Origin of the sequence: Kribbella steppae (assembly GCF_004342025.1) — a bacterium.
In the GTDB taxonomy this organism is placed as follows: domain Bacteria; phylum Actinomycetota; class Actinomycetes; order Propionibacteriales; family Kribbellaceae; genus Kribbella; species Kribbella steppae.
In genome coordinates, this window is sequence record NZ_SLWN01000008.1 from 65,525 (window position 1) to 84,075 (window position 18,551).

Sequence of the window (18,551 nt, forward strand, 5' to 3'; positions counted from 1 at the left end):
TCGGACATCAAGTGGACTTGAAGTCAACCCTCACAGCACGGCGGCCAGCACCAGCGCGATGATCGGCGGACCGGCCTGCGAGGCAGCGGCCTGAACCATCCGGCGGTCGGAGGCGACCAGCACGAGGCCGGCACCAGCCATACAGGCGCAGGCGAAGAGACTGATCGCCTCGCCCTTGTCGCCACCCCAGATCAGCCCGCCGAGTGCGCCTAGGGCGAGGAACAGGTTGTAGAAGCCCTGGTTGAACGCCCACGGCCGCGCGATCGCAGCCTCCGCGTCGTCCTTGACCAGGAACCGCCTGTACGTTCTCGGCTTCCGGAACAACAGGCTCTCCATCGCGAACACCGCCAGATGGAAAACCCCAGCCACCACGACGAACACCTGCGCGATCACACTCATGGCCGCACGGTACCGCCGGGGTGAGCCGCGTCAGGCTCGCCACTCCGCCGCGAAAGCACGCGCCGGGTTCGCCTCGAAGACAGCCTTCGCCACGCCGGCGCCGAGGCGTGTTCAGCGACCCCTCGGGCCGTCGGCGCTGGTGCCCCAACCTGGCCTGTGCCACCCGTGGCCGGGTCCGCGCCCATCGCGCGCGAAAGGCCCAGTCGGACTGACTGGGCCTTTCAACAGATCAGCGACCTCGGCGGGAGCTGCCGGCGCGAGAGCCGGCCGAGAACGCTGCCGCTCCAGCCGTGCGGGTGGCAGAACCCGGCGTGCTCGTGCTGTAGGTCTTCGGCGTGCTTGCGGACTTGGAGCGGCCGCCGCCGCGCGCCGGGCGGCCCGCCTTGGCGGCACCACCCTCGCCGGACCGCTGACCGCCTGTTCCTTGACCGCCGGACCGTTGCTTGGTCGGCTGAGAGCCGCCGCGACGGCGGCTGCCGCGGCCCGATCCGCGACCGGCGGACACCGTGTCGCGCTCCGGTTGCGCAGCCCTGGCCGGTGGCTCGACGAAGATGCGTTCGCCTGGAGCCAGCTTGGTCAGCAGCGGGTCGCCAGTCGTGAGCTTGGTGACCTTCGGGGCGATGCCGGCCTTACGAGTGAGGTCACGGACGTCGCGGACCTGGTCGTCGGTCATCAGGGTGACGACGGTGCCCTCGGCGCCCGCGCGAGCGGTGCGGCCGGAGCGGTGCAGGTACGCCTTGTGCTCGATCGGCGGGTCCGCGTGGATCACCAGCGCGATGTCGTCGACGTGGATACCGCGCGCCGCGATGTCGGTGGCCACCAGCGTCTTCGCCGTACCGTTGCCGAAGGCCTCGAGGTTCCGGGTCCGGGCGCCCTGTGACAGGTTGCCGTGCAGCTCGACGGCTGGGACGCCCTGGGCGATCAGCTTCTTCGTGAGCGCCTTGGCGCCGTACTTCGTCCGGGTGAAGACGAGCGCCCGGCCAGGCGCCGCGGTCAGGTCGACCAGCACCGGCAACCGGCTGTCGGCCTGGACGTGCAGCACGTGGTGAGTCATCTTCGCGACCGGCGACTGGGCCGAGTCGACGCTGTGCGTGACGGGATCGGTCATGAAGCGCTGCACGAGGACGTCGACACCGGCGTCCAGCGTGGCCGAGAACAGCAGCCGCTGGGCATTACCCGGAGTCGCCTCGAGGATCCGGCGTACCGCGGGCAGGAAGCCGAGATCGGCCATGTGGTCGGCCTCGTCGAGCACGGTGATCTCGACCGCGTCGAGTTTCACGTGACCGGCCTTGAGGTGGTCCTCGAGCCGGCCCGGGCAGGCGACCACGATGTCGGCGCCCTTGCGCAGACCGGTGATCTGCGGGCCGTGGCCGACACCGCCGAAGATCGTCATCGTGCGCAGGTCGAGCGCGTCGGTCAGCGGGGTGATCGACGCCTGGATCTGGGTCGCCAGCTCGCGGGTCGGGGCCAGGATCAGCGCCCGTGGGTGGTTCGGCCGGCGCTTCGAACGGCTCGCGGCGAGCCGGGCGAGCACAGGCAGTACGAACGCGTAGGTCTTACCGGAGCCGGTCCGGCCGCGACCGAGAACATCCTTGCCGGCCAGCGAATCCGGCAGCGTCGCCGCCTGGATCGGGAACGGCTTGGTCACTCCGGCAACGGACAGCGCCGACACCAACGGAGCCGGTACACCGAGATCGGCGAACGTCAGGTTGTCGGGGACAACCATCGGCGCGACGTCGGCGTACGAGGCCGTCACAGCGTTGTTGCTCTCAGCAACTTTCGGCTGGCCGGCGGCTGCGCCGCGACGGCGGCGTGGGCGCGACCGGGAAGTGGAAGGGGATTGGGCGGATTGGGGGGATGTGGACGTAGGGCGGCGGGCCGCCATGTGGTACTCCAAATGTCGGGTGGTCGTCCTGCCCGGCGCGGCTCCGGCCGCGGCGCGTGGTAGTCGACTGCTGGCGCAGTGTGTTTGCGCTCACCGGCCCGAGGCAGAACTGGGCGGGCCGTCACAGACAGTCTACGGTACCGGGGGCCGAACCCTCGCCGGTTGTGCACAGGAGACACGTCACACCGCTAGGTTCAGTGCGTGACTACGACGGAATCCCGGGTGGATCCACCCACGGCCGGCAGTGAACGCGAACTCCTCCAAGGCTTTCTGGACTTCCACCGCGGCACGCTGCTGTGGAAGATCTCCGGCCTGACCGCCGGGCAGCTGGTTCAGCGCAGCGTCGAGCCGTCCAGCATGTCGTTGATCGGTCTGGTCCGGCACCTGACCGAGGTCGAGAAGTACTGGTTCCATCGCGCCCTCGGCCAGCTCCCGGCCGAGCCGAAGTACTGGACCGCGGAACACCCCGACGGCGACTTCGACCTCGCCGACGCGGCGCAGGCCGAGCAGGACCTCAAGGACTTCCGGCAAATCGTCAAGGCCTCCGACGAGATCGCCGCTCGCTACGACCTCGACGACACGTTCCCGCGACCGGGATACGAGGGCGACTACTCGGTGCGCTACCTCTACATCCACATGATCGAGGAGTACGCCCGCCACAACGGGCACGCCGACCTCCTCCGCGAGCGGATCGACGGCCTCACCGGCGAGTAGTCAGGGCTTGATCGAGCGGATCAGGCCGACGATGTCGTTGACCACGCCATGCACACCCGGGATCCGGGTCAGCCGGAGCAGCCGGTCGACCAGCGGCACCGAGCGATCGATCAGCGCCTTGGTCCGGCGCAGATCCTCGCTGTCGTCGTGCACCCAGAACAGCACGATCCCCATCTGCATCAACCACAGCAGCTCCGGCAGTTCCGCCTTCAGATCGGCCGGCAGCTTGAGGTCCGAGCCGTCGATCACCCGGCGGAAAGTCTCGACACTCGCCTCCCGCGCCGGCCGGGACTGCTCGCTGAACGGCGACAGCGGGCTCTTCGGTTCTGCCGCGGTCTTGAAGAGCGTTCCGGCGAACTCGTGGTACGGCGCCGACACCTCGAGCCAGGTCCGCAGTACGCCGGTCAACCGCGGAACGAACGCCTTCTCCGCCGTCAGGATCGACTCCACGGCCTCCCGGTGCTGCTCCTGTAGGTGGTCGTAGTACGCCTGCATCAGATGCTCTTTCGAGCTGTAGTAGTAGTACGCGTTGCCGACCGAGACGCCTGCCTCGGTGGCGATCGCGCGCATCGTGGTCTTGCCGTACCCCTGCTCGCGGAACAGCCGCAGGGCGGTGGACAGGATCAGCTCGCGGGTCTGCTCACCCTTCGACGTCGCACTTTCCGTCACATCGGTCAGCGTAGTCACCTCCACCCCCCACGCTGGTCCAACTGCGCAACCCGGCCGCCGCCTGGACCATCGCCCGCGCCACCGGCCGCATCGCCGGGCTCGCCAGCCGTACGGCGGTGTGCCGGTGCTCCCAAGTTGTCCACAGGCAGACGATCCACGCCCGGTCGCCGACGTACACGGACCCGTCGTCGGCGACCACCGTCACCTCGCGCAGCGTGGCCGCGTGGTCCAGCTCGGGGTAGAGCGCCTTCGCGTACGTCGACCCCGCCGGGCGTTGAAGGTCGCCGGCCCGCCGACGGGACCACGTCGGCGCCGCGACGAACCTCAGGCGCACTACCCCTCCCTGCCCGTTCGGCGCCGGCCGCTGCGCCGCCAGCCACTCCTTGAACCGGCGGCACAGGCCACACTCCGCGTCGTACAGGACGGTCAACTCGCGCATGATCAGTAGCCGGGCTCGGTACCTGTCGCCAGCACAGTGTTCGGCGGGACCGGCGGGGCGGTCATCTCCTCGATCCGGCTGCGCCGGCGGATGGCGTTGAAGATCCACACGTTCATCAGGTGCAGCACACCGAGCACCAGCATCACGATGCCGAGCTTCACGCTCAGCTGCTCGAACACCCCACGAGCGTCCAGGACGGCGGCGTCGCTGCGCAGGAACAGTGTCACGAAGCCGAGGTTGACCAGGTAGAACCCCACCACGAGCAGCCGGTTCACCGCGTCGGCGAAGTCCTCGTTGCCGTGGAACACGTCGACCAGGAAGATCCGGCCGTTCCGGCTCAGCGTCCGGGCGACCCAGATCGTCAGCGGCACGGCGATCAGCAGGTAGATCAGGTACGTCGTCACCGTCATGCTCACCACGTCCTCACAATTTGAACACGTTCAGAATCAGTCACGGCTTGAGCCTACGACCGACTTTTGAACATGTTCAAGTCACCGGTGACGTGAGCTGGGTCTCGTGCTGCGGCAGGATGGCGACCGTGAAGGAGAAGGAGCTGGACCGATGGGTGGCCAAATACCGGAAGGCGTGGGAGTCGAACGATCCGGCGGACATCGCGGTGCTGTGGACCGAGGATGCCGCGTGGTACCGCCGCCCGGACGAGGAGCCGGTCCTCGGCCGGGACGCGATCGTGACTGCTTGGCTGGAGGTCTCGGACGCGCCGGGAGAGACGACGTTCGAGTACGAGGTACTCGGGTTCGGTGACGGCGTCGGGTTCGTCCGCGGCTGGACGACGTACCTGACCCAACCACCGGGCGAGTTCAGCAACCTGTGGGTGATCCGGCTCGACAAGGACCGCGCGCACGAGTTCGTCGAGTGGTGGATGGAGAAGCCTTGATGGGCTACGGTTTCGGTAGGCACAGGGTGCCACCGGTCCGCGGGAAGGGCTCAGCCCACCTGATCACGGAGATGTAGTGCACGTGTTCACCTCCTTTCTCGCCTGACGATGCGGACAGCAGGCTCGTAGAGAGGAGGTCGCGATGCCGACCCGGAATCTCCCGAACGACCCGCACCTGGACCACCTGCGCAAGCAGGCCAAGGCCTTGCTCAAACAGGTCCGTGCCGACGATCCCGAGGCCCTCGCGCTGGCGGACGAGTTCCGTCCGGTGCAATCCCTGGCCGATGCGCAGTTGGTGATCGCCCGGAGCTACGGATTCCCCAGCTGGCCGCGGATCGTGCGGCATCTGGAGCTGGTCGACCGCTACAGCCGTTCACCGCATCGCCAGGAGATCGGCGGGCCACTCGACACTCCTGAGCAGCGTGCCGACGAGTTCCTCCGGCTGGCGACCCTGCACTACGGGCAGGACGATCCCGCTCGGCAACGCTCGGCGCGGCAACTGCTCGACCGGTTCCCGGAGATTGCCCTGAGCAACATTTACACCAAGGTGGTGGCCGGCGAGCTGGACGCCGTACGGGAAGAGCTGCCGCTGCGTGCGAACGAAGAGGGCGGACCGTATCGGTGGGAACCGTTGCTCTACCTCACCTACAGTCGCCTCGACGCACCTCATCAGGTGCAGATCGCTAGCTTGCTGCTCGAGCACGGCGCGGATCCGAACGCGGGCTATCTGTGGCAGGGCCTGCCGTCGCCGTTCACCGCGTTGACCGGGGTCTTCGGCCGCGGTGAAGGCGATCAACCACCGCATCGCGAGCGCGTCGAGCTTGCCCGTGTGCTGCTGGACGCCGGCGCCGACCCGAACGACAGCCAGACCATGTACAACTGCGGTCCCGGCGCTCCCCCGCCGTACGACGACGTACACCTGGAGCTGCTGCTCGAGTACGGGCTCGGCCGTGGCGACGGTGGTCCGTGGCACGAGCGGATGACGACGGCACACCCGACACCGCAGCAACTCCTGGAGGACGAGCTGGTCTTCGCGTCATCGGAAGGCCTGCTCCACCGGGTCGAACTGGTGCTTGCCCAAGGCACTGATCCGGAGGGCCGCGGGACCGAGCATCCGGGGTTCGGTGGCCATCGGGCCTACGAGTTGGCCGCGGTCCAGGGACACACCGAGATCGCCGAGCTGCTCCGCGCTCGCGGAGCAGCGCCGCTGGACGAGGTGCACGAGGTCTTCGCAGCGATCATGCGGGGTGAGACCCCGGACATCAGCCCCGAGCTCGCCGCCCGGGCCGTCGCCCGCGAACCGCATCTGCCGTTCCGGGCCGGCGAGATCGGCCGGACCGAGGCGCTGGAACCGTTGAAGAACTTGGGCTTCGACCTCAACCTCATGGGTTGGTCCGCGCCGATCCACCAGGCCGCGCTCTACGGTCACCTCGACACAGTGAAGAAGCTCATCGAGCTCGGCGCCGACCCCGAACTGCGTGATCCGTCGTACGGCGGGAATGCGCTGGGCTGGGCCGAGCACAACCACCAGCAGGAAGTGATCGCCTACCTCAAGGGCTTACAGCAAGGAACAGGAACGCGCTGAACACCATCAGGTGTACGGCGCCCTGCAGCAGCGTGGCCCGACCGGTGGCCAGCGTCAGCATGCTGGTCACCACGGTCAGCGCGAACAGCACCATCTCCGTGCCGCCGAGGCCGAGCACCAGCGGTCCGCTGAGCCAGATGGATGCGATCGCGATGGCCGGGATGGTCAGGCCGATGCTGGCCAGCGCCGACCCGAGCGCGAGGTTGACGCTGGTCTGGAGGCGGTTCCGGAGTGCGGCACGGACTGCGGCAACCGTCTCCGGCAGCAGGACCAGCAGCGCGATGGCGACGCCGACCACGCCCAGCGGGGCGCCGGCCGATTCCACCGCGGACTCGAGTTTCGGCGAGACGGTCTTGGCCAAGCCGACGACCGAGACCAGGCAGACGAACAGCAGTCCGAGGCTGAGCAGCGCGACCTTCCCGCTCGGCGCGGCGGCGTGCTCCTCGTCGTCCTCGTCGACGGTCGCGACCGGTTCGTCGACATCGCCGTGCCGCTGCACGGACGGCTGCTCGGGGGAAACCGGCAGGAAGTAGTCGCGGTGGCGGACGGTCTGGACGAAGACGAAGACGCCGTACATCACCAGGGAGACGACACCGGCGAAGGCCAGTTGGGCCGAGCTGAACTGCGGACCGGGAGCGCTGGTCGTGAACGTCGGCAGCACCAGGCTGAGCGTGACGAGCGCGATCATCACGGTCAGGGCGCTGTTGGAGGCCCGGACGCGGAACTCTTGCACGTGATGCCGCAACGAGCCGACGACGAGAGACAACCCGAGGATGCCGTTGCAGGTGATCATCACCGCGGCGAACACGGTGTCCCGCGCCAAGGTCGACGCCTTGGCCCCGCCGGACGCCATCAGCGTCACGATCAGGGCGACCTCGATGATGGTCACGGCGAGCGCGAGGATCAGCGTGCCGAACGGCTCCCCGACCCGGTGGGCGACCACTTCCGCGTGGTGGACGGCCGCGATCACGGCGGCGCCGAGACCGGCGCAGACCAGGATCAGCAGGACTGTGCCCAGATCACGACCCCAGGACAGCACCAGGACGACGAGAGCGAGCGGGGGGACGGCCAGACTCCAGCGCGGCAACCCATGGACCACCGTGTTTGTCATCCCCAGCAAGTCTATTCGTTCCGCCGATATGCGCTTGGCATCCTCCACCGAACAGGTGATGCTTCTCGCACGATGACAGTGCAGATCAGGAACGCGGTAGGGACCGACTGGGCGGCGATCTGGCCGTTCTTCCGTGACATCGTTACCGCGCGTGAGACTTATGCCTACGATCCGGACCTGACCGAGGAGGAGGGGCGCGCGCTCTGGATGTCGCCGTCGGCGGATCCGCTCAGCCGGACCACGGTGGCGGTCGATGACGACGGCACGGTGCTGGGGAGCGCCAACATGTATCCGAACCGGCCGGGTCCCGGATCGCATGTGGCCAGCGCGAGCTTCATGGTCGGCTCGGCGGCCCGTGGGAAGGGCGTCGGGCGGCTGCTCTGCGAGGACATGATCGACTGGGCCAGGCGCGAGGGCTTCCGCGCGATCCAGTTCAACGCCGTGGTCGAGACGAACGAGGCGGCTGTCCATCTCTGGCAGGAGCTGGGCTTCGCGATCATCGGCACGGTCCCGGAGGCCTTCAACCACCCCAAGCACGGGTACGTCGGCCTCCACGTGATGCATCGGCCGCTCTGATGACCGACAACCGCGCGCGGCGGATGTGGAAGACCCTCGAGCCGTACCACGCGATCACGTACTTCTCCCCGGACACCAGGCGGGAGACCGACGCGTTGGGCCTGCGCGGCGGCTGGATGAGCTACTTCGGCTGCCGGGCCGCTCCACTCGGCCCGGTCGGTCCGTCACTGGTGGCGGCCGTGTTCTACAACTTCCATCCGGCGATGGTGGCTCGTGCTCTTCCGGAGGCCTGGAGTCATGCCTCGCCCGCGCAATTGCTCGACGCCAGGTTGCGCGCGGTCGATTCCGCCGTACGACGGCTCTTCCCTGATGCCACCCTTGGCCGTACGGCTGAAGTGGCTCGTCGCGCTGCCGAGTTGGCGCCAGTCGCGGGGAGGCCGATCGCGGCGGCCAACGCGGAGTTGGAGTGGCCGGACGAACCGCATCTCGTGCTGTGGCAGGCAACGACGATCCTCCGGGAGTCGCGAGGTGACGGGCATGTCGCCGCACTCGTCGGTGCGGGGCTGAGCCCGTGTCAGGCCTGCGTGACGATCTCAGCCGCGGGAGGACCGTCGAAGGAGGTGTTTCAGGTCAATCGCCGCTGGTCCGACGACGACTGGGCCGCCGCTTCGGACGATCTCCGGAGCCGTGGGCTGCTCGACGCAGCCGGTGCGCTCACGATCGCCGGGCAGGAACTCCGGCAGCAGGTCGAGGCGACGACGGACGCGTTGGCCGACCAGGGTTGGCGCGCCCTCGGTGAGGAGCTGACCGCGGAGCTCCACGACCTCGTCCATCCGTTGAGCGCGACCCTGATGTCGTCGGGTCTGATCCCACCCGACAATCCGATGGCCATGCGCTGGGACTGAGTTCAGGGTTGGCGGAGGCCCTTCGACGCTGCTCGCAGTACCGCCTCGGTGAGGGCGTCGAGGACCGTCGACTGCAGCTTCCAGTGCTGCCAGTAGAGCGGCACGTCGATGTATTTGCCTGGGGCAACCTCTACCAGCCGGCCGGCGGCCAGCTCGGGCTGGGCGACCTCGTCCTCGATCATGCCCCAGCCGAGGCCGATCCGGACCGCTTGATGGAACGCGCCCGGCGCGGGCACCGCGTGCGACGGCGGGTCGAGCTTGCGCCGGGTCACCTTGCGCATCAACCGATGCTGGAGCTGGTCCTTGCCGTTGAACACCATCATCGGCGCCTCGGCCAGTGCCTCCGGCAACGGCTTCCCGGTCAGCCAGCGGTCGGCGTACTCAGGTGTCGCGACCGGCAGATACCGCATCTCGCCCAGCGGTACGACGCGACAGCCTTGAACCGGCCGTGGATCCCCGGTCACCGCGGCGAGCACGGTGCCGTTGCGCAGGAACTCGGCGGAGTGCTCCTCGTCCTCCTGATGGACGACGAACCGCGCCGCGTGGCGCTCGGACAGGTCGAGCATCGCGGGCAGGAACCAGTTGTTGAGCGAGTCCGCGTTCACCGCGATCGGCAGCCGGAGCGTGTCCGCCCGGCCGCGCACCGCGGCGATCGCCTCCAGCTCCAGCAGCGAGACCTGACGCGCGAGCCTTCGGAGCGCCTCGCCCGCCTCCGTGGGCCGCGCGGGCTTGCCTCGCATCACCACGACCTGACCGAGCCGGCTCTCCAATGCCTTGATCCGTTGGCTGACCGCCGACGGAGTGATGTTCAGGCGTCGTGCGGCCGCGTCGAAACTGCCTTCGTCGACCACGGCCGCGAACGTGTCGAGCTGTGCGGAGTCGATCTGCATAATGAAGCAATGCTAATGGCACCCCAGAATCTTTAGCTGGTCTGACGGCGCCGGCCTTGCCTACCGTCGTACGCATGCCCCTTCTTGCCGGCTTTGCCACGACGCTGTCCCTGATCGTCGCGATCGGAGCGCAGAACGCCTTCGTCCTGCGCCAGGGCCTGCGACGCGAGCACGTCCTGCCGGTGGTCCTGGTCTGTGGACTGTCCGACGCCCTCCTCATCTCCAGCGGTATCGCCGGCCTCGGTGCCCTGCTCACCCGCAGCGAGCTAGCTCTCGACATCACGAAGTACGGCGGTGCCGCCTTCCTCTACGTGTACGCCGCCTTCGCCTTCCGGCGTGCGCTGAACCCCGGCTCGATCAACCCGGCCGACCACGCCCCGGCGGCGCTCCGCAGCGTCCTCCTCACCTGCCTCGGCTTCACCTACCTCAACCCGCACGTCTACCTCGACACCGTCGTCCTGCTCGGCTCGCTCGCCAACCAGCGCGGCACCGACGGCCGCTGGATCTACGGCCTCGGCGCCGTCACCGCCTCCTTCACCTGGTTCTTCGCCCTCGGCTTCTTCGCCCGCAAGCTCACCCCACTCTTCGCCCGCCCCCGCGCCTGGCAATTCCTCGACTCCACCATCGCCATCCTCATGGCCGCCCTAGCCACCTGGATGCTCCTCCCCTGACTCACCGGCAGGTTTCGAAGACTCCGCAACGCATGACGGCCCCGCTGGCCCCGGACTTCTTTGTTTGCAGAGGTTTGCGCCATCCACAGGCAGCAACTTGCCTGCCATCGGTCGGGGTGATCGGTGTAAGCTATTCACAACACGGCCAGCCCCTCTGCCCCGCAGGGCACGGGCTGGTTTTCTTTTCCCTGGGGGACTCTTGTGACTAGGTACACCAAGCCCCACCTTTCCTTCGCCGACCAAGTCAGCCTGCTGAAGAGCAGGGGGCTGATCATCGATGACGAAGCTGAGGCGGAGCACCTGCTGAGCGTCATCGGCTACTACCGGTTGAGCGGCTACTGGTACTCCTACCGCCGCCAACTCGGTGGCGCGCAGCGCGACGATCTGTTTGCCGAGGGCGCCAGCTTTCGGCAAGTGGTCCGGCTGTACAACGCGGACCGCCGCCTGAAACTCGCCGTGCTTGATGCGATCGGACGCATCGAGATCGCGGTCCGCGTCCAGATCGGCTTCACCCTGGGACGGCGAGGCCCCTACGCCCACCTGAGCCCAGGCAACCTCGACGGCCAGTTCACCCGATCGAGGAGCCCGCAGCCGAGCACGTACGACCGGTGGCTGGGCACGGTCTTGGCCGCGCAGACAAGGTCGTCCGAAGACTTCGTGCTCCACTTCCAGCGCAAGTACGACGGCCGACTCCCGGTCTGGGTCGTCACCGAGATCCTCGACTTCGGTTCGATGAGCTACTTGTTCCAGGGGCTGAAGGCTGCCGACCGGAACGTCATCGCCCGACGGCTGGGCGTCCTCGCCCACCAGGGCGGTGGCAACGGCGCAGCGCTGGCCAACTGGCTGCGGGTGCTCAACTATGTTCGCAACATCTGCGCCCATCATTCGCGGCTGTGGAACCGAAACCTGGCCAACCAGATCGCACCGAGTCACCTCGGCGCAATTCCCGACCTCCGGCACCTGCGCAGCGGAGGAGTCTCGCACTTCCGGATCTACTCGACGCTGTGCATTCTTGCGTTCCTGCTGACTCGGATCGGGCACGGACCTGGCTGGGCGAGGAACATCCGACACTTCGTCGGCGAAGAGATTCCCGCCTGCGGACGCGACCTTGACGAACTGGGGTTTCCAGCCGACTGGACGGCACACCGACCATGGACAGCCTGAGGACGACCGAGGAGATCTGAATGGATGTGACGGTGTTGTGTGATGCGGTGGCGGTGTTTCCGGAGGGGGTTGAGGAGGCGTTGCCGAGGTGGGGTGCCGAGCAGGCGGAGTGGACTGCTGAGGTGGCGCCGGGGAACGTGCGGTGTGGTGGGTGGTGGCTGCATTTCCATAGCTACTTGGTGATTGGGGATGCGGGGGTTGTGCTGGTCGATGCGGGGGTGGGGCCGGCGGGTGGGGAGGCGGCTGAGTGGTTGGGGGTGAGTGGGCGGTTGCCGGCATTGCTGGAGAAGGTGGGGGTTCGGGAGAGCGACATCGACACCGTGGTGCTGACACATGTGCACCTGGATCACGTGGGGTGGAGTGCGGAGGGTGAGCGGCCGCGGTTCGAGAACGCCGAGTACGTCGTACAGCGGGATGAACTCGAGCATGTGCGCGGCGGGGCGACGTACGAGCGGATGATCCGGCCGATCGTCGAGGCCGGGCAGCTCAGGGTGGTGGAGGGTGAGGCCGGGTTGCGCGGGATGCGGTTGCTGCCGACGCCAGGGCATACGCCTGGGCATCAGTCGGTGGTGACCGAGCGGGCGGTGCTCGGCGGTGATGTGCTGGTGCATCCGGCGCAGGCTCGGTGGCCTGAGCTCACTTACGTGTACGAGCGGGATCCTGCGCGGGCCGTGACGTCGCGACGGGAAGTCCTCGCGTTGGCGGCCGCGTCGGGGATCCCGATCGCGGCCGCGCATCCGCATGCGGCATTGCAGAGCGACGCACGTCCGCTGGCGACGCCCGGGCCAGGCGATGAGCTCTGCCCGCCGTACAGGCTCTAGCGGTAGCCGCTCGTGTCGGCCGGCTTGCCGGGGTCCTGGACCTCGACCATGTAGCGCCACGCGTCTGGCCGGCTGCCGTCCAGGTCGGTGAAGTCGTAGAGGTGCGCGAGTTCGCCGCTCGAGGTGGATTTGCCGTTCCAGCGCCGTACGTCGGGGTCCGCGGCCAGGGCTGCCACCGCGCGGCCGACGTACGACGGACTCTCGGAGATCGCGAAGTGCGGGATCCGCTCGGTCGCGTCCTGCCAGTTGGCCTCGGTCACGCCGAATCCGTCGAGCATCGACTCGGACCGCAGCCAACCGGGCGTGAGCAGTACGGCGGTCGCGTCGTACTTGTCGAGTTCGTGCGCGAGCGCGAACGCCATCCGGCTGACCGCGCCCTTGGCGAGGTCGTAGAAGAACGAGACGCGGTAGTTGTCCGCGTTGTACTCGTTCGTGCCGTCGGTCATCTCGATGACGAGGCCGCCGGGTGACTTGATCAGCAGCGGCAACGCGAAGTGGCTGGTGATCACGTGGGTGTCGATGCCGAGGCGGAGCAGTCGCAGACCGTTGTCGAGGTCGCTCTCCCAGACGGTCTTGTCCCACTCGGGTTCGCCGAACTGACCCCAGATGTCGTTCACCAGGATGTGCAGCGCGCCCTGCTCCCGCTCGATCCGGTCGATCAGAGTGCGGACCTGCTCGGCATCCAGATGGTCCACCGGTACGGCGATGCCGTGACCGCCGGCCTGGTCGACCAGTGCCGCGGTCTCCTCGATCGTCTCCGGCCGGTTCATCTCCGACCGTCGCGCCTGCGTGCTGCGCCCGGTCACGTAAACGGTCGCACCGGCGGCGCCGAGCTGGACCGCGATTCCCCGCCCGGCGGCCCGGGTCGCCCCCGTCACCAACGCCACCTTCCCCGCCAACGGCTTCATGCTGAGTTCCTTTCCATACGTTGTATGGTTATGTACCATACGTCGTATGATTAATGCTGGCAAGCGGTCCGGTCGGCCTCGCGCCGGCGAGGAGCGGCTGAGTCGGGAGGCGATCCTGACGGCGGCGCTGCGGATCGTCGACGACGAGGGCATCGACGCGCTGACCATGCGCCGGCTCGCCTCGACGCTCGGGGTCAACCCGATGTCGCTCTACCACCACCTGCCGAACAAGGCCGCCGTACTGGCCGGGCTCGCGGAGCTGGTGTTCGCCGGACTGGAGCAGCCCGATCCGGGCGAGGCGGTGCCGTGGCAGGAGCAGTTGAAGCACGCCGCGCGGGCCTATCGCAACGCGTTGCGGGCGCATCCGAACCTGGCGCTGCAGGTGCTGTCCGACACGTCGGCGGTGTCCGAGGTCGTGGTCGTCGTCGTGGAGCCGTTCTACCGCGCACTCGACCGGGCCGGGTTGTCGCCGCGACAGATCTTCGAGTCGGTGAACACGCTGGTCGACTTCCTTCACGGCTTCGCGCTCGGTGAGACCTCGGTGCGCGCGGAGAGTTTCGACCTGGCTCCCGATCTGATGACCCGGGTGCAGGCACTGCCCGAGGGCAAGGCGCCGACCCTCGCCCGCGTGGTCGGCGAGTTGGGACCGGAGGGTCTCGCCTACGACTTCGACAGCGGGTTCGAGTCCGGGCTGACCGTGCTGACGGCCGGTATCGGCGCCTGGGTCCGGCGCGACCGATAGCGCGAGATCGCGACACCGATCAGGCAGAGCACACCACCGAGGTAGGCCAGCGGCGCGGGGCTCTCGTCGAGGAGAAGCCAGCCGAGAAAGATCGTCAGCGGCGGGACCAGGTACGTCGTGGCGCCCATCCGGCCGGCCGTCGTCCGCGCCAAGGCGTAGGCCCAGGTCGTGAAGGCGATCGCGGTCGGGAACGCACCGAGGAACACGATCCACCAGATCGTCGACGGCCGCGCGTCAGCGGACTCCCGGACCAGCGCGGGAGCGAACTGCAGACAGCTGACCGTGCCGATCACACAGGCCAGCCAGGTGACCTCCAGCGCGGGCAGCCTGGCGAGCAGCGGCTTCTGCGAGACGACCCCGATCGCGTACGCCGCTGCGGCGACCAGGCAGAGTACGACGCCCCACGTCTCGGCCCGCCCTTCGGACGACGACAGCCCGATCAGGACGACCCCGCCGAACGCGGCGATACTGCCGAACACGAGCTGACGCGGGAAGCCCTCGTGCAGAAGCAGCCCTGCCAACACTGCGATCAGCAGAGGGCCGATGTTGACCAGCATCGCGGTCGTGCCGGCGTCGAGGCGCTGCTCGGCCTCGTTCAACGCGAGGTTGTAGACGCCGAACCACAACAGACCGCAGAGCAGCAGGAACTTCCAGTCACTCTTCGCCGGCCAACGGCGCGGCCGGGTGAACACGAACACCCCCAGCAGCACGCTGCCGACCAGCAGCCTGCCCAGCGACAGCGCACCGGCCGAGAACTCCTGGCCGACATGACGGATCGCGACGAAGGCCGAGGCCCACAGCACAACCGTCACAGCCGCCGCGCCCGCTGCCAGCACGCCCTGTTTCCTCATGCCCGTGAGGCTAGGCCTCCGATACTTCGGTGGACACCGAATTCTTCGCCGGCGGCAGCGCGAACGGTACGACGAGTGCCGTCAACAGGACCGGAATCGTCAGGGCGGCGACCAGGATCGACATGCTGAACCAGAGCGACCCGAGTGCGAACCCCGCGTAGACCGCGACGGCGAAGACCTCGGCGAAGAAGCCGGACACCGACGTCACGGTCGCCCGGGCCGGACCGGTGATCGAATCCTGCAGCCGCGCCTCCGCGACGACGATCACCAGCTGCATCACGCCGTACCCGATCGCGATCGGGGCGAAGCCCCAGGCCGTTCCGCTCAACGCTCCCCAGGCGATCAGGCCCGCCGTCGCTCCGAGACCGACCGCGAATGATGCTGCTGGCAACCTGTACGCCGGTCCGGCCAGCGCACCGCCGATCGCCTGTGCGGCGACGGTTCCGGCGATCAGCAACGGCACCCAGGTTGTGGACGCGCCGGCATCTCTGGCGAGCAACGGGAAATACTCGTCGAACGCCAGGAAACCGCCGAGCAAGGCAACCAGCGCCACGGCTCGTCGGACCGGACGGCTGGTCAGGGCTTCGGTCACACCGGCCCGCAGCATCGACCAGTACTCCGCAAGCGCGACCCGGGTGGAGGTCGGTTGCGGCTCGTCCTCCTCGGGCTGTGCAGGCTCCACCGGTGGAGCTTCCGGGAGAGTCAGCGCGACAGCGGCCTGGACCAAACAGCTGAGGACGCTGACGACACCCGCCAGAATGTAGCCGCCGAGGTCGAACAGCGGCGCGGCCAACGCGGTCGCGGCCAGGTTGGCGACCAGGCCGGCAGACCTGGCCCGGCCGAGCAGTCCGGCGTACTTGTCGGTGCAGTCGCGCGCGGCCAACTCGTCGTACACGAAGGCCTCGAACGTGCCGGAGATCAGCGCGGACGACGTACCCCACAGGACGAAGCCGATCGCGAAGCCGGCGAACGACGGCACGGTGATCCAGGCCGCGTACCCGAGCCCGCTGAGCAGCGCGCCGAGGACCAGCAGCTTGCGCCGCGAGTACGTGTCGGCCCAGGCACCTGACGGCACCTCGAGGACGAACGCGGTCGTCGACCAGATGACGAACAGGATCGAGATCTGGGCGGGCGACAACCCGTGGTCGGTGAACAGCAACTGGTACAGCGGATACAGCGGGATGAAGTCCTGCAGCGCCTCGTACGCGACGATGCGGCTGGACAGGCTCTTCGGCAGGCGGTCAGGGCGTCAAAGGTGCGGGCTCGTGTACCTCATGTCTTGAAAGATACCGGGGAAATCAGTGCCCGAGCAGCTCTTTTGTTCCAGCTGTGGACAAGTGCAGGACCTGATACCGCGTGCCCGGCACCGCACCCGGCTCCGGCGACGACCACAAGGTGAAGTGCACAATCTCCCAGCGCGTGGGATCCACAGCGATCGCGGAGCTGTGGACATCCGCGCCGGCCGCGGTCTTCCGCAAGGTCTCGACCGCCTCGGCGACCGGATCGGCCGGATCCACATCGGATGACAGCTGCCAGGTCTGCTTGGTCGCGCTCAGCGCCGGCTGGTCGACGTCCAGACCGGCCAGCGCCTCCACCCCGGTCCAGTGCCGGACCGGCGGACGGCCGAACGACGTACAGATCGCGGTGAAGAACCCGCCGCCCCACAGGAAGCGGCCCATCCCCGCCGAGTCGTTCCACAGGTAGAAGGGCGCGTACTGATTGACCATCGCGCCGTTGGCCCGGTCCTGGATCAGGTACGCCTTGATCCCCAGCCCGTCGAAGTCGTCCAGCCGGTGCCCGGTGGTCTCCACCCGCCGCCGGATGATCCCCATGTCGTAGTCCGTCGGCAACGTGATCTCGTACTGCATCGCGTCCACGGCTCACCCTCTCGTCGATTGCCGAACATACTAGTAGGTACAGACTAAATGAGGAGCGGGCTCGACCGCGATTCGGTCAGAGTAGAGCGATGGGCGATGTGAGCGAGCGAATCTGGTCGAAGTTGCCGGCGGGCAGCCGGGAGGCGCTGATCGACGGGCTGAGCCCGACCGATCTGCAGTCCGTGCTGCTGGACGTGAGCCGCGGGCGGGCCGCCAAGGTGACGCCGGCGCGGCTGCTGCAGCGCTGGAAGCAGGACCGGTTCGTGCAGCCGTCGACGACCGATCCGCGGCAGCTCGTGAAGACCCAGCAGCGGCTGTGGGAGCTGCTGCCGGAGCAGTTCGCGGGGGTGGAGTTGTCGCCGGTGACGCCGCTCGGCACGTGTTCGGCCGTTGCCACGATCAACCAGAACCAGGTGCTCAGCACCACCCGCAGCACCGAGGTCGCCAGCGATCCGACGAACGAGCTCGCGATCGAGGCCGCCGTACGACGTCGTGCCGGCCAGCCGAGGGTGGACCTGGCCGCATGCCAGCGGGTCGTCCGTGCGCAGGCGGTCGACGGTCCGGGGATGTTCGCGCATTTCCAGCTGTTCGTGCTGGTCTCGAGTGCACGGGACACCGGCTCAGGCCGGACCGAGGCCGAGCTGCTGACCGATCACCTGCGCTACTGGCACGACGTACTGGGTGACGCGGCCGAGCTCACCTTCACCACGTTCACACCGACGGCCGTGCGGGAACGGATCGACGACACGGTTCGCCCGGCGCTGAAGGTCGCCTTCACCGAGGACGTCGACCGCACCCAAGGCATGAACTACTACTCAGGTACGGCGCTGGGCATCGGCTGTGGTGGGGCAGGGCTGGGCGACGGCGGCTTCACCCAGTGGACCGCGGACCTGCTCGGCGACGCCAAGGAACGCTGCCTGATCTCGTGCATATCGACCGAACGGCTGACGGCTATCTCAGTTTGATGAGCCCCGCGTCGGTCGGTCGGAATCCACAGGCGTCGAGGTAGAAGGCGGTCAGGTGTGGCTCGAAGTCGACATGCAACCACTCACACCCGGCCGCCTTCGCCTCGTCCGCCGCGGCCAGCACCAGCCGCTTCCCGATGCCCTGCCGGCCATGGTCCGGATGGACGGCGGTGTCCAGCACGAACGCATGCGCGCCACCGTCCCAGCAGACCTGCACGAACCCGACCAACTGATCGTTGCTGAAGGCCCCCACCCACGTCAGCGCCCACCGCCCCAACCGCTCCCCCCACGCCTGCACCTCGACCTCACCACCGAAGGCCAGCGCGTGCAGCGTCGACAGCTCCCGGTCATCAACCGGGAACCGCACCACGAGCTCGACCGGCATCACAGCATCACCGCCGCTGCCGCGAGGCGGCCGTTCCAGCCCGCGGCCTCGTCGGAGTCCTGCGGCCAGTCCGACATGCTGAGGTACCCCTGGACCATCGTCGACGGCATGACCTCGACGAGGCGGCGCTTCACGTGATGCTGCATCCGGTCAGGCTAG

Annotated in this window: 24 protein-coding genes; 11 read left to right on the top strand and 13 right to left on the bottom strand. The window is 68.1% G+C overall.

Going from position 1 to position 18,551, the window contains the following annotated elements:
* Positions 1-30: 30 nt before the first annotated feature.
* A complete protein-coding gene (locus EV652_RS23525; protein ID WP_132211380.1) occupies positions 31-399 on the bottom strand; it encodes a DUF1304 domain-containing protein in 369 nt (122 codons plus the stop codon).
* A gap of 107 nt (positions 400-506) precedes the next feature.
* Here EV652_RS23525 and EV652_RS46210 point away from each other — a divergent pair, with 107 nt between their 5' ends.
* Positions 507-611 carry a CGNR zinc finger domain-containing protein gene (locus tag EV652_RS46210; protein ID WP_199238367.1) on the top strand — a complete coding sequence of 35 codons (105 nt, stop codon included), beginning with the start codon at positions 507-509 and terminating at the stop codon, positions 609-611.
* A 17-nt stretch (positions 612-628) separates the two neighbouring features.
* Here the strand turns inward: EV652_RS46210 and EV652_RS23535 are convergent, their stop codons facing one another.
* A complete protein-coding gene (locus EV652_RS23535; protein WP_439649075.1) occupies positions 629-2,155 on the bottom strand; it encodes a DEAD/DEAH box helicase in 1,527 nt (508 codons plus the stop codon).
* A gap of 330 nt (positions 2,156-2,485) precedes the next feature.
* Here EV652_RS23535 and EV652_RS23540 point away from each other — a divergent pair, with 330 nt between their 5' ends.
* Entirely contained in the window at positions 2,486-2,998 is a 513-nt protein-coding gene (locus EV652_RS23540; protein WP_132211381.1) for a DinB family protein, read from the top strand.
* Here EV652_RS23540 and EV652_RS23545 read toward each other — a convergent pair whose 3' ends face one another.
* From EV652_RS23545 to EV652_RS23555, 3 genes are read right to left on the bottom strand one after another with little or no spacing between them, the layout of a single operon-like run.
* Positions 2,999-3,667, bottom strand: a complete 669-nt coding sequence (locus tag EV652_RS23545) for a TetR family transcriptional regulator (RefSeq protein WP_132211382.1) — start codon at positions 3,665-3,667, stop codon at positions 2,999-3,001.
* A complete protein-coding gene (locus EV652_RS23550; protein WP_132211383.1) occupies positions 3,639-4,106 on the bottom strand; it encodes a thiol-disulfide oxidoreductase DCC family protein in 468 nt (155 codons plus the stop codon). The genes EV652_RS23545 and EV652_RS23550 overlap by 29 nt, the downstream gene beginning before the upstream one ends.
* Before the next feature lie 2 nt (positions 4,107-4,108).
* Positions 4,109-4,516 (bottom strand): hypothetical protein, encoded by a 408-nt coding sequence (locus EV652_RS23555; protein ID WP_199238368.1) that lies wholly within the window; start codon positions 4,514-4,516, stop codon positions 4,109-4,111.
* Between the two features lie 119 nt (positions 4,517-4,635).
* Between EV652_RS23555 and EV652_RS23560 the strand changes: the two genes are divergently transcribed.
* Both EV652_RS23560 and EV652_RS23565 read left to right on the top strand, forming a co-directional pair.
* On the top strand, positions 4,636-5,001 hold the full coding sequence (locus tag EV652_RS23560) for a YybH family protein (protein WP_132211384.1): 366 nt from the start codon (positions 4,636-4,638) through the stop codon (positions 4,999-5,001).
* Between the two features lie 142 nt (positions 5,002-5,143).
* Positions 5,144-6,586 carry an ankyrin repeat domain-containing protein gene (locus EV652_RS23565; RefSeq protein ID WP_132211385.1) on the top strand — a complete coding sequence of 481 codons (1,443 nt, stop codon included), beginning with the start codon at positions 5,144-5,146 and terminating at the stop codon, positions 6,584-6,586.
* Here EV652_RS23565 and EV652_RS23570 read toward each other — a convergent pair.
* Entirely contained in the window at positions 6,552-7,697 is a 1,146-nt protein-coding gene (locus EV652_RS23570; protein ID WP_132211386.1) for a calcium:cation antiporter, read from the bottom strand. The two genes, EV652_RS23565 and EV652_RS23570, sit on opposite strands and share 35 nt — an antisense overlap.
* A gap of 72 nt (positions 7,698-7,769) precedes the next feature.
* Here EV652_RS23570 and EV652_RS23575 point away from each other — a divergent pair, with 72 nt between their 5' ends.
* Positions 7,770-8,273 carry a GNAT family N-acetyltransferase gene (locus tag EV652_RS23575; protein ID WP_132211387.1) on the top strand — a complete coding sequence of 168 codons (504 nt, stop codon included), beginning with the start codon at positions 7,770-7,772 and terminating at the stop codon, positions 8,271-8,273.
* Positions 8,273-9,118: an SCO6745 family protein gene (locus tag EV652_RS23580; protein ID WP_132211388.1), complete on the top strand. Its 846-nt coding sequence runs from the start codon at positions 8,273-8,275 to the stop codon at positions 9,116-9,118. Before EV652_RS23575 ends, EV652_RS23580 begins: the two co-directional genes overlap by 1 nt.
* 2 nt (positions 9,119-9,120) lie before the next feature.
* Here the strand turns inward: EV652_RS23580 and EV652_RS23585 are convergent, their stop codons facing one another.
* Positions 9,121-10,008, bottom strand: coding sequence for a LysR family transcriptional regulator ArgP (locus EV652_RS23585; RefSeq protein WP_132211389.1), 888 nt, complete (start codon positions 10,006-10,008; stop codon positions 9,121-9,123).
* Between the two features lie 74 nt (positions 10,009-10,082).
* Here EV652_RS23585 and EV652_RS23590 point away from each other — a divergent pair, with 74 nt between their 5' ends.
* The 3 genes from EV652_RS23590 (at position 10,083) to EV652_RS23600 (ending at position 12,664) form a co-directional block, all read left to right on the top strand.
* Positions 10,083-10,679 carry a LysE/ArgO family amino acid transporter gene (locus tag EV652_RS23590; RefSeq protein WP_132211390.1) on the top strand — a complete coding sequence of 199 codons (597 nt, stop codon included), beginning with the start codon at positions 10,083-10,085 and terminating at the stop codon, positions 10,677-10,679.
* Between the two features lie 201 nt (positions 10,680-10,880).
* Positions 10,881-11,843 carry an Abi family protein gene (locus EV652_RS23595; RefSeq protein WP_158441229.1) on the top strand — a complete coding sequence of 321 codons (963 nt, stop codon included), beginning with the start codon at positions 10,881-10,883 and terminating at the stop codon, positions 11,841-11,843.
* 20 nt (positions 11,844-11,863) lie between these two features.
* Positions 11,864-12,664, top strand: coding sequence for an MBL fold metallo-hydrolase (locus EV652_RS23600; RefSeq protein ID WP_132211392.1), 801 nt, complete (start codon positions 11,864-11,866; stop codon positions 12,662-12,664).
* Here EV652_RS23600 and EV652_RS23605 read toward each other — a convergent pair.
* A complete protein-coding gene (locus EV652_RS23605; protein WP_132211393.1) occupies positions 12,661-13,572 on the bottom strand; it encodes an SDR family oxidoreductase in 912 nt (303 codons plus the stop codon). The genes EV652_RS23600 and EV652_RS23605 overlap by 4 nt on opposite strands.
* Positions 13,573-13,618: 46 nt before the next feature.
* On the opposite strand from EV652_RS23605, the gene EV652_RS23610 reads away from it, so the two are divergent.
* Complete coding sequence (locus EV652_RS23610; RefSeq protein WP_132211394.1) at positions 13,619-14,314, top strand: TetR/AcrR family transcriptional regulator; 696 nt, start codon at positions 13,619-13,621, stop codon at positions 14,312-14,314.
* Here EV652_RS23610 and EV652_RS23615 read toward each other — a convergent pair.
* The 3 genes from EV652_RS23615 to EV652_RS23625 all read right to left on the bottom strand — a co-directional run bounded on the left by EV652_RS23615 (position 14,233) and on the right by EV652_RS23625 (position 17,033).
* The gene (locus tag EV652_RS23615) at positions 14,233-15,165 is read right to left on the bottom strand and encodes a DMT family transporter (protein ID WP_132211395.1); all 933 of its coding nucleotides are present in this window, start codon (positions 15,163-15,165) and stop codon (positions 14,233-14,235) included. The two genes, EV652_RS23610 and EV652_RS23615, sit on opposite strands and share 82 nt — an antisense overlap.
* A gap of 10 nt (positions 15,166-15,175) precedes the next feature.
* Complete coding sequence (locus EV652_RS23620) at positions 15,176-16,402, bottom strand: MFS transporter (RefSeq protein ID WP_369410041.1); 1,227 nt, start codon at positions 16,400-16,402, stop codon at positions 15,176-15,178.
* 61 nt (positions 16,403-16,463) lie between these two features.
* The gene (locus EV652_RS23625; RefSeq protein WP_199238401.1) at positions 16,464-17,033 is read right to left on the bottom strand and encodes a DUF4865 family protein; all 570 of its coding nucleotides are present in this window, start codon (positions 17,031-17,033) and stop codon (positions 16,464-16,466) included.
* A gap of 98 nt (positions 17,034-17,131) precedes the next feature.
* Between EV652_RS23625 and EV652_RS23630 the strand changes: the two genes are divergently transcribed.
* Positions 17,132-18,007 carry a hypothetical protein gene (locus tag EV652_RS23630; protein WP_132211398.1) on the top strand — a complete coding sequence of 292 codons (876 nt, stop codon included), beginning with the start codon at positions 17,132-17,134 and terminating at the stop codon, positions 18,005-18,007.
* Here EV652_RS23630 and EV652_RS23635 read toward each other — a convergent pair.
* Both EV652_RS23635 and EV652_RS44115 read right to left on the bottom strand, forming a co-directional pair.
* Positions 17,994-18,392: a GNAT family N-acetyltransferase gene (locus EV652_RS23635; RefSeq protein ID WP_132211399.1), complete on the bottom strand. Its 399-nt coding sequence runs from the start codon at positions 18,390-18,392 to the stop codon at positions 17,994-17,996. The two genes, EV652_RS23630 and EV652_RS23635, sit on opposite strands and share 14 nt — an antisense overlap.
* Complete coding sequence (locus tag EV652_RS44115) at positions 18,392-18,538, bottom strand: hypothetical protein (protein WP_158441230.1); 147 nt, start codon at positions 18,536-18,538, stop codon at positions 18,392-18,394. The genes EV652_RS23635 and EV652_RS44115 overlap by 1 nt, the downstream gene beginning before the upstream one ends.
* Between the last annotated feature and the right edge of the window lie 13 nt (positions 18,539-18,551).

Excerpts from the sequence above, each read along its gene's own strand:
- EV652_RS23635 (WP_132211399.1), bottom strand. The coding sequence starts at position 18,392 with ATGCCGGTCGAGCTCGTGGTGCGGTTCCCGGTTGATGACCGGGAGCTG.
- EV652_RS44115 (WP_158441230.1), bottom strand. The coding sequence starts at position 18,538 with ATGCAGCATCACGTGAAGCGCCGCCTCGTCGAGGTCATGCCGTCGACG.
- EV652_RS23570 (WP_132211386.1), bottom strand. The coding sequence starts at position 7,697 with ATGACAAACACGGTGGTCCATGGGTTGCCGCGCTGGAGTCTGGCCGTC.
- EV652_RS23580 (WP_132211388.1), top strand. The coding sequence starts at position 8,273 with ATGACCGACAACCGCGCGCGGCGGATGTGGAAGACCCTCGAGCCGTAC.
- EV652_RS23555 (WP_199238368.1), bottom strand. The coding sequence starts at position 4,516 with ATGACGGTGACGACGTACCTGATCTACCTGCTGATCGCCGTGCCGCTG.
- EV652_RS23565 (WP_132211385.1), top strand. The coding sequence starts at position 5,144 with ATGCCGACCCGGAATCTCCCGAACGACCCGCACCTGGACCACCTGCGC.
- EV652_RS23615 (WP_132211395.1), bottom strand. The coding sequence starts at position 15,165 with ATGAGGAAACAGGGCGTGCTGGCAGCGGGCGCGGCGGCTGTGACGGTT.
- EV652_RS23590 (WP_132211390.1), top strand. The coding sequence starts at position 10,083 with ATGCCCCTTCTTGCCGGCTTTGCCACGACGCTGTCCCTGATCGTCGCG.
- EV652_RS23550 (WP_132211383.1), bottom strand. The coding sequence starts at position 4,106 with ATGCGCGAGTTGACCGTCCTGTACGACGCGGAGTGTGGCCTGTGCCGC.
- EV652_RS23605 (WP_132211393.1), bottom strand. The coding sequence starts at position 13,572 with ATGAAGCCGTTGGCGGGGAAGGTGGCGTTGGTGACGGGGGCGACCCGG.
- EV652_RS23625 (WP_199238401.1), bottom strand. The coding sequence starts at position 17,033 with ATGCAGTACGAGATCACGTTGCCGACGGACTACGACATGGGGATCATC.
- EV652_RS23600 (WP_132211392.1), top strand. The coding sequence starts at position 11,864 with ATGGATGTGACGGTGTTGTGTGATGCGGTGGCGGTGTTTCCGGAGGGG.
- EV652_RS23560 (WP_132211384.1), top strand. The coding sequence starts at position 4,636 with ATGGCGACCGTGAAGGAGAAGGAGCTGGACCGATGGGTGGCCAAATAC.
- EV652_RS23585 (WP_132211389.1), bottom strand. The coding sequence starts at position 10,008 with ATGCAGATCGACTCCGCACAGCTCGACACGTTCGCGGCCGTGGTCGAC.
- EV652_RS23575 (WP_132211387.1), top strand. The coding sequence starts at position 7,770 with ATGACAGTGCAGATCAGGAACGCGGTAGGGACCGACTGGGCGGCGATC.
- EV652_RS23610 (WP_132211394.1), top strand. The coding sequence starts at position 13,619 with ATGATTAATGCTGGCAAGCGGTCCGGTCGGCCTCGCGCCGGCGAGGAG.
- EV652_RS23630 (WP_132211398.1), top strand. The coding sequence starts at position 17,132 with ATGGGCGATGTGAGCGAGCGAATCTGGTCGAAGTTGCCGGCGGGCAGC.
- EV652_RS23525 (WP_132211380.1), bottom strand. The coding sequence starts at position 399 with ATGAGTGTGATCGCGCAGGTGTTCGTCGTGGTGGCTGGGGTTTTCCAT.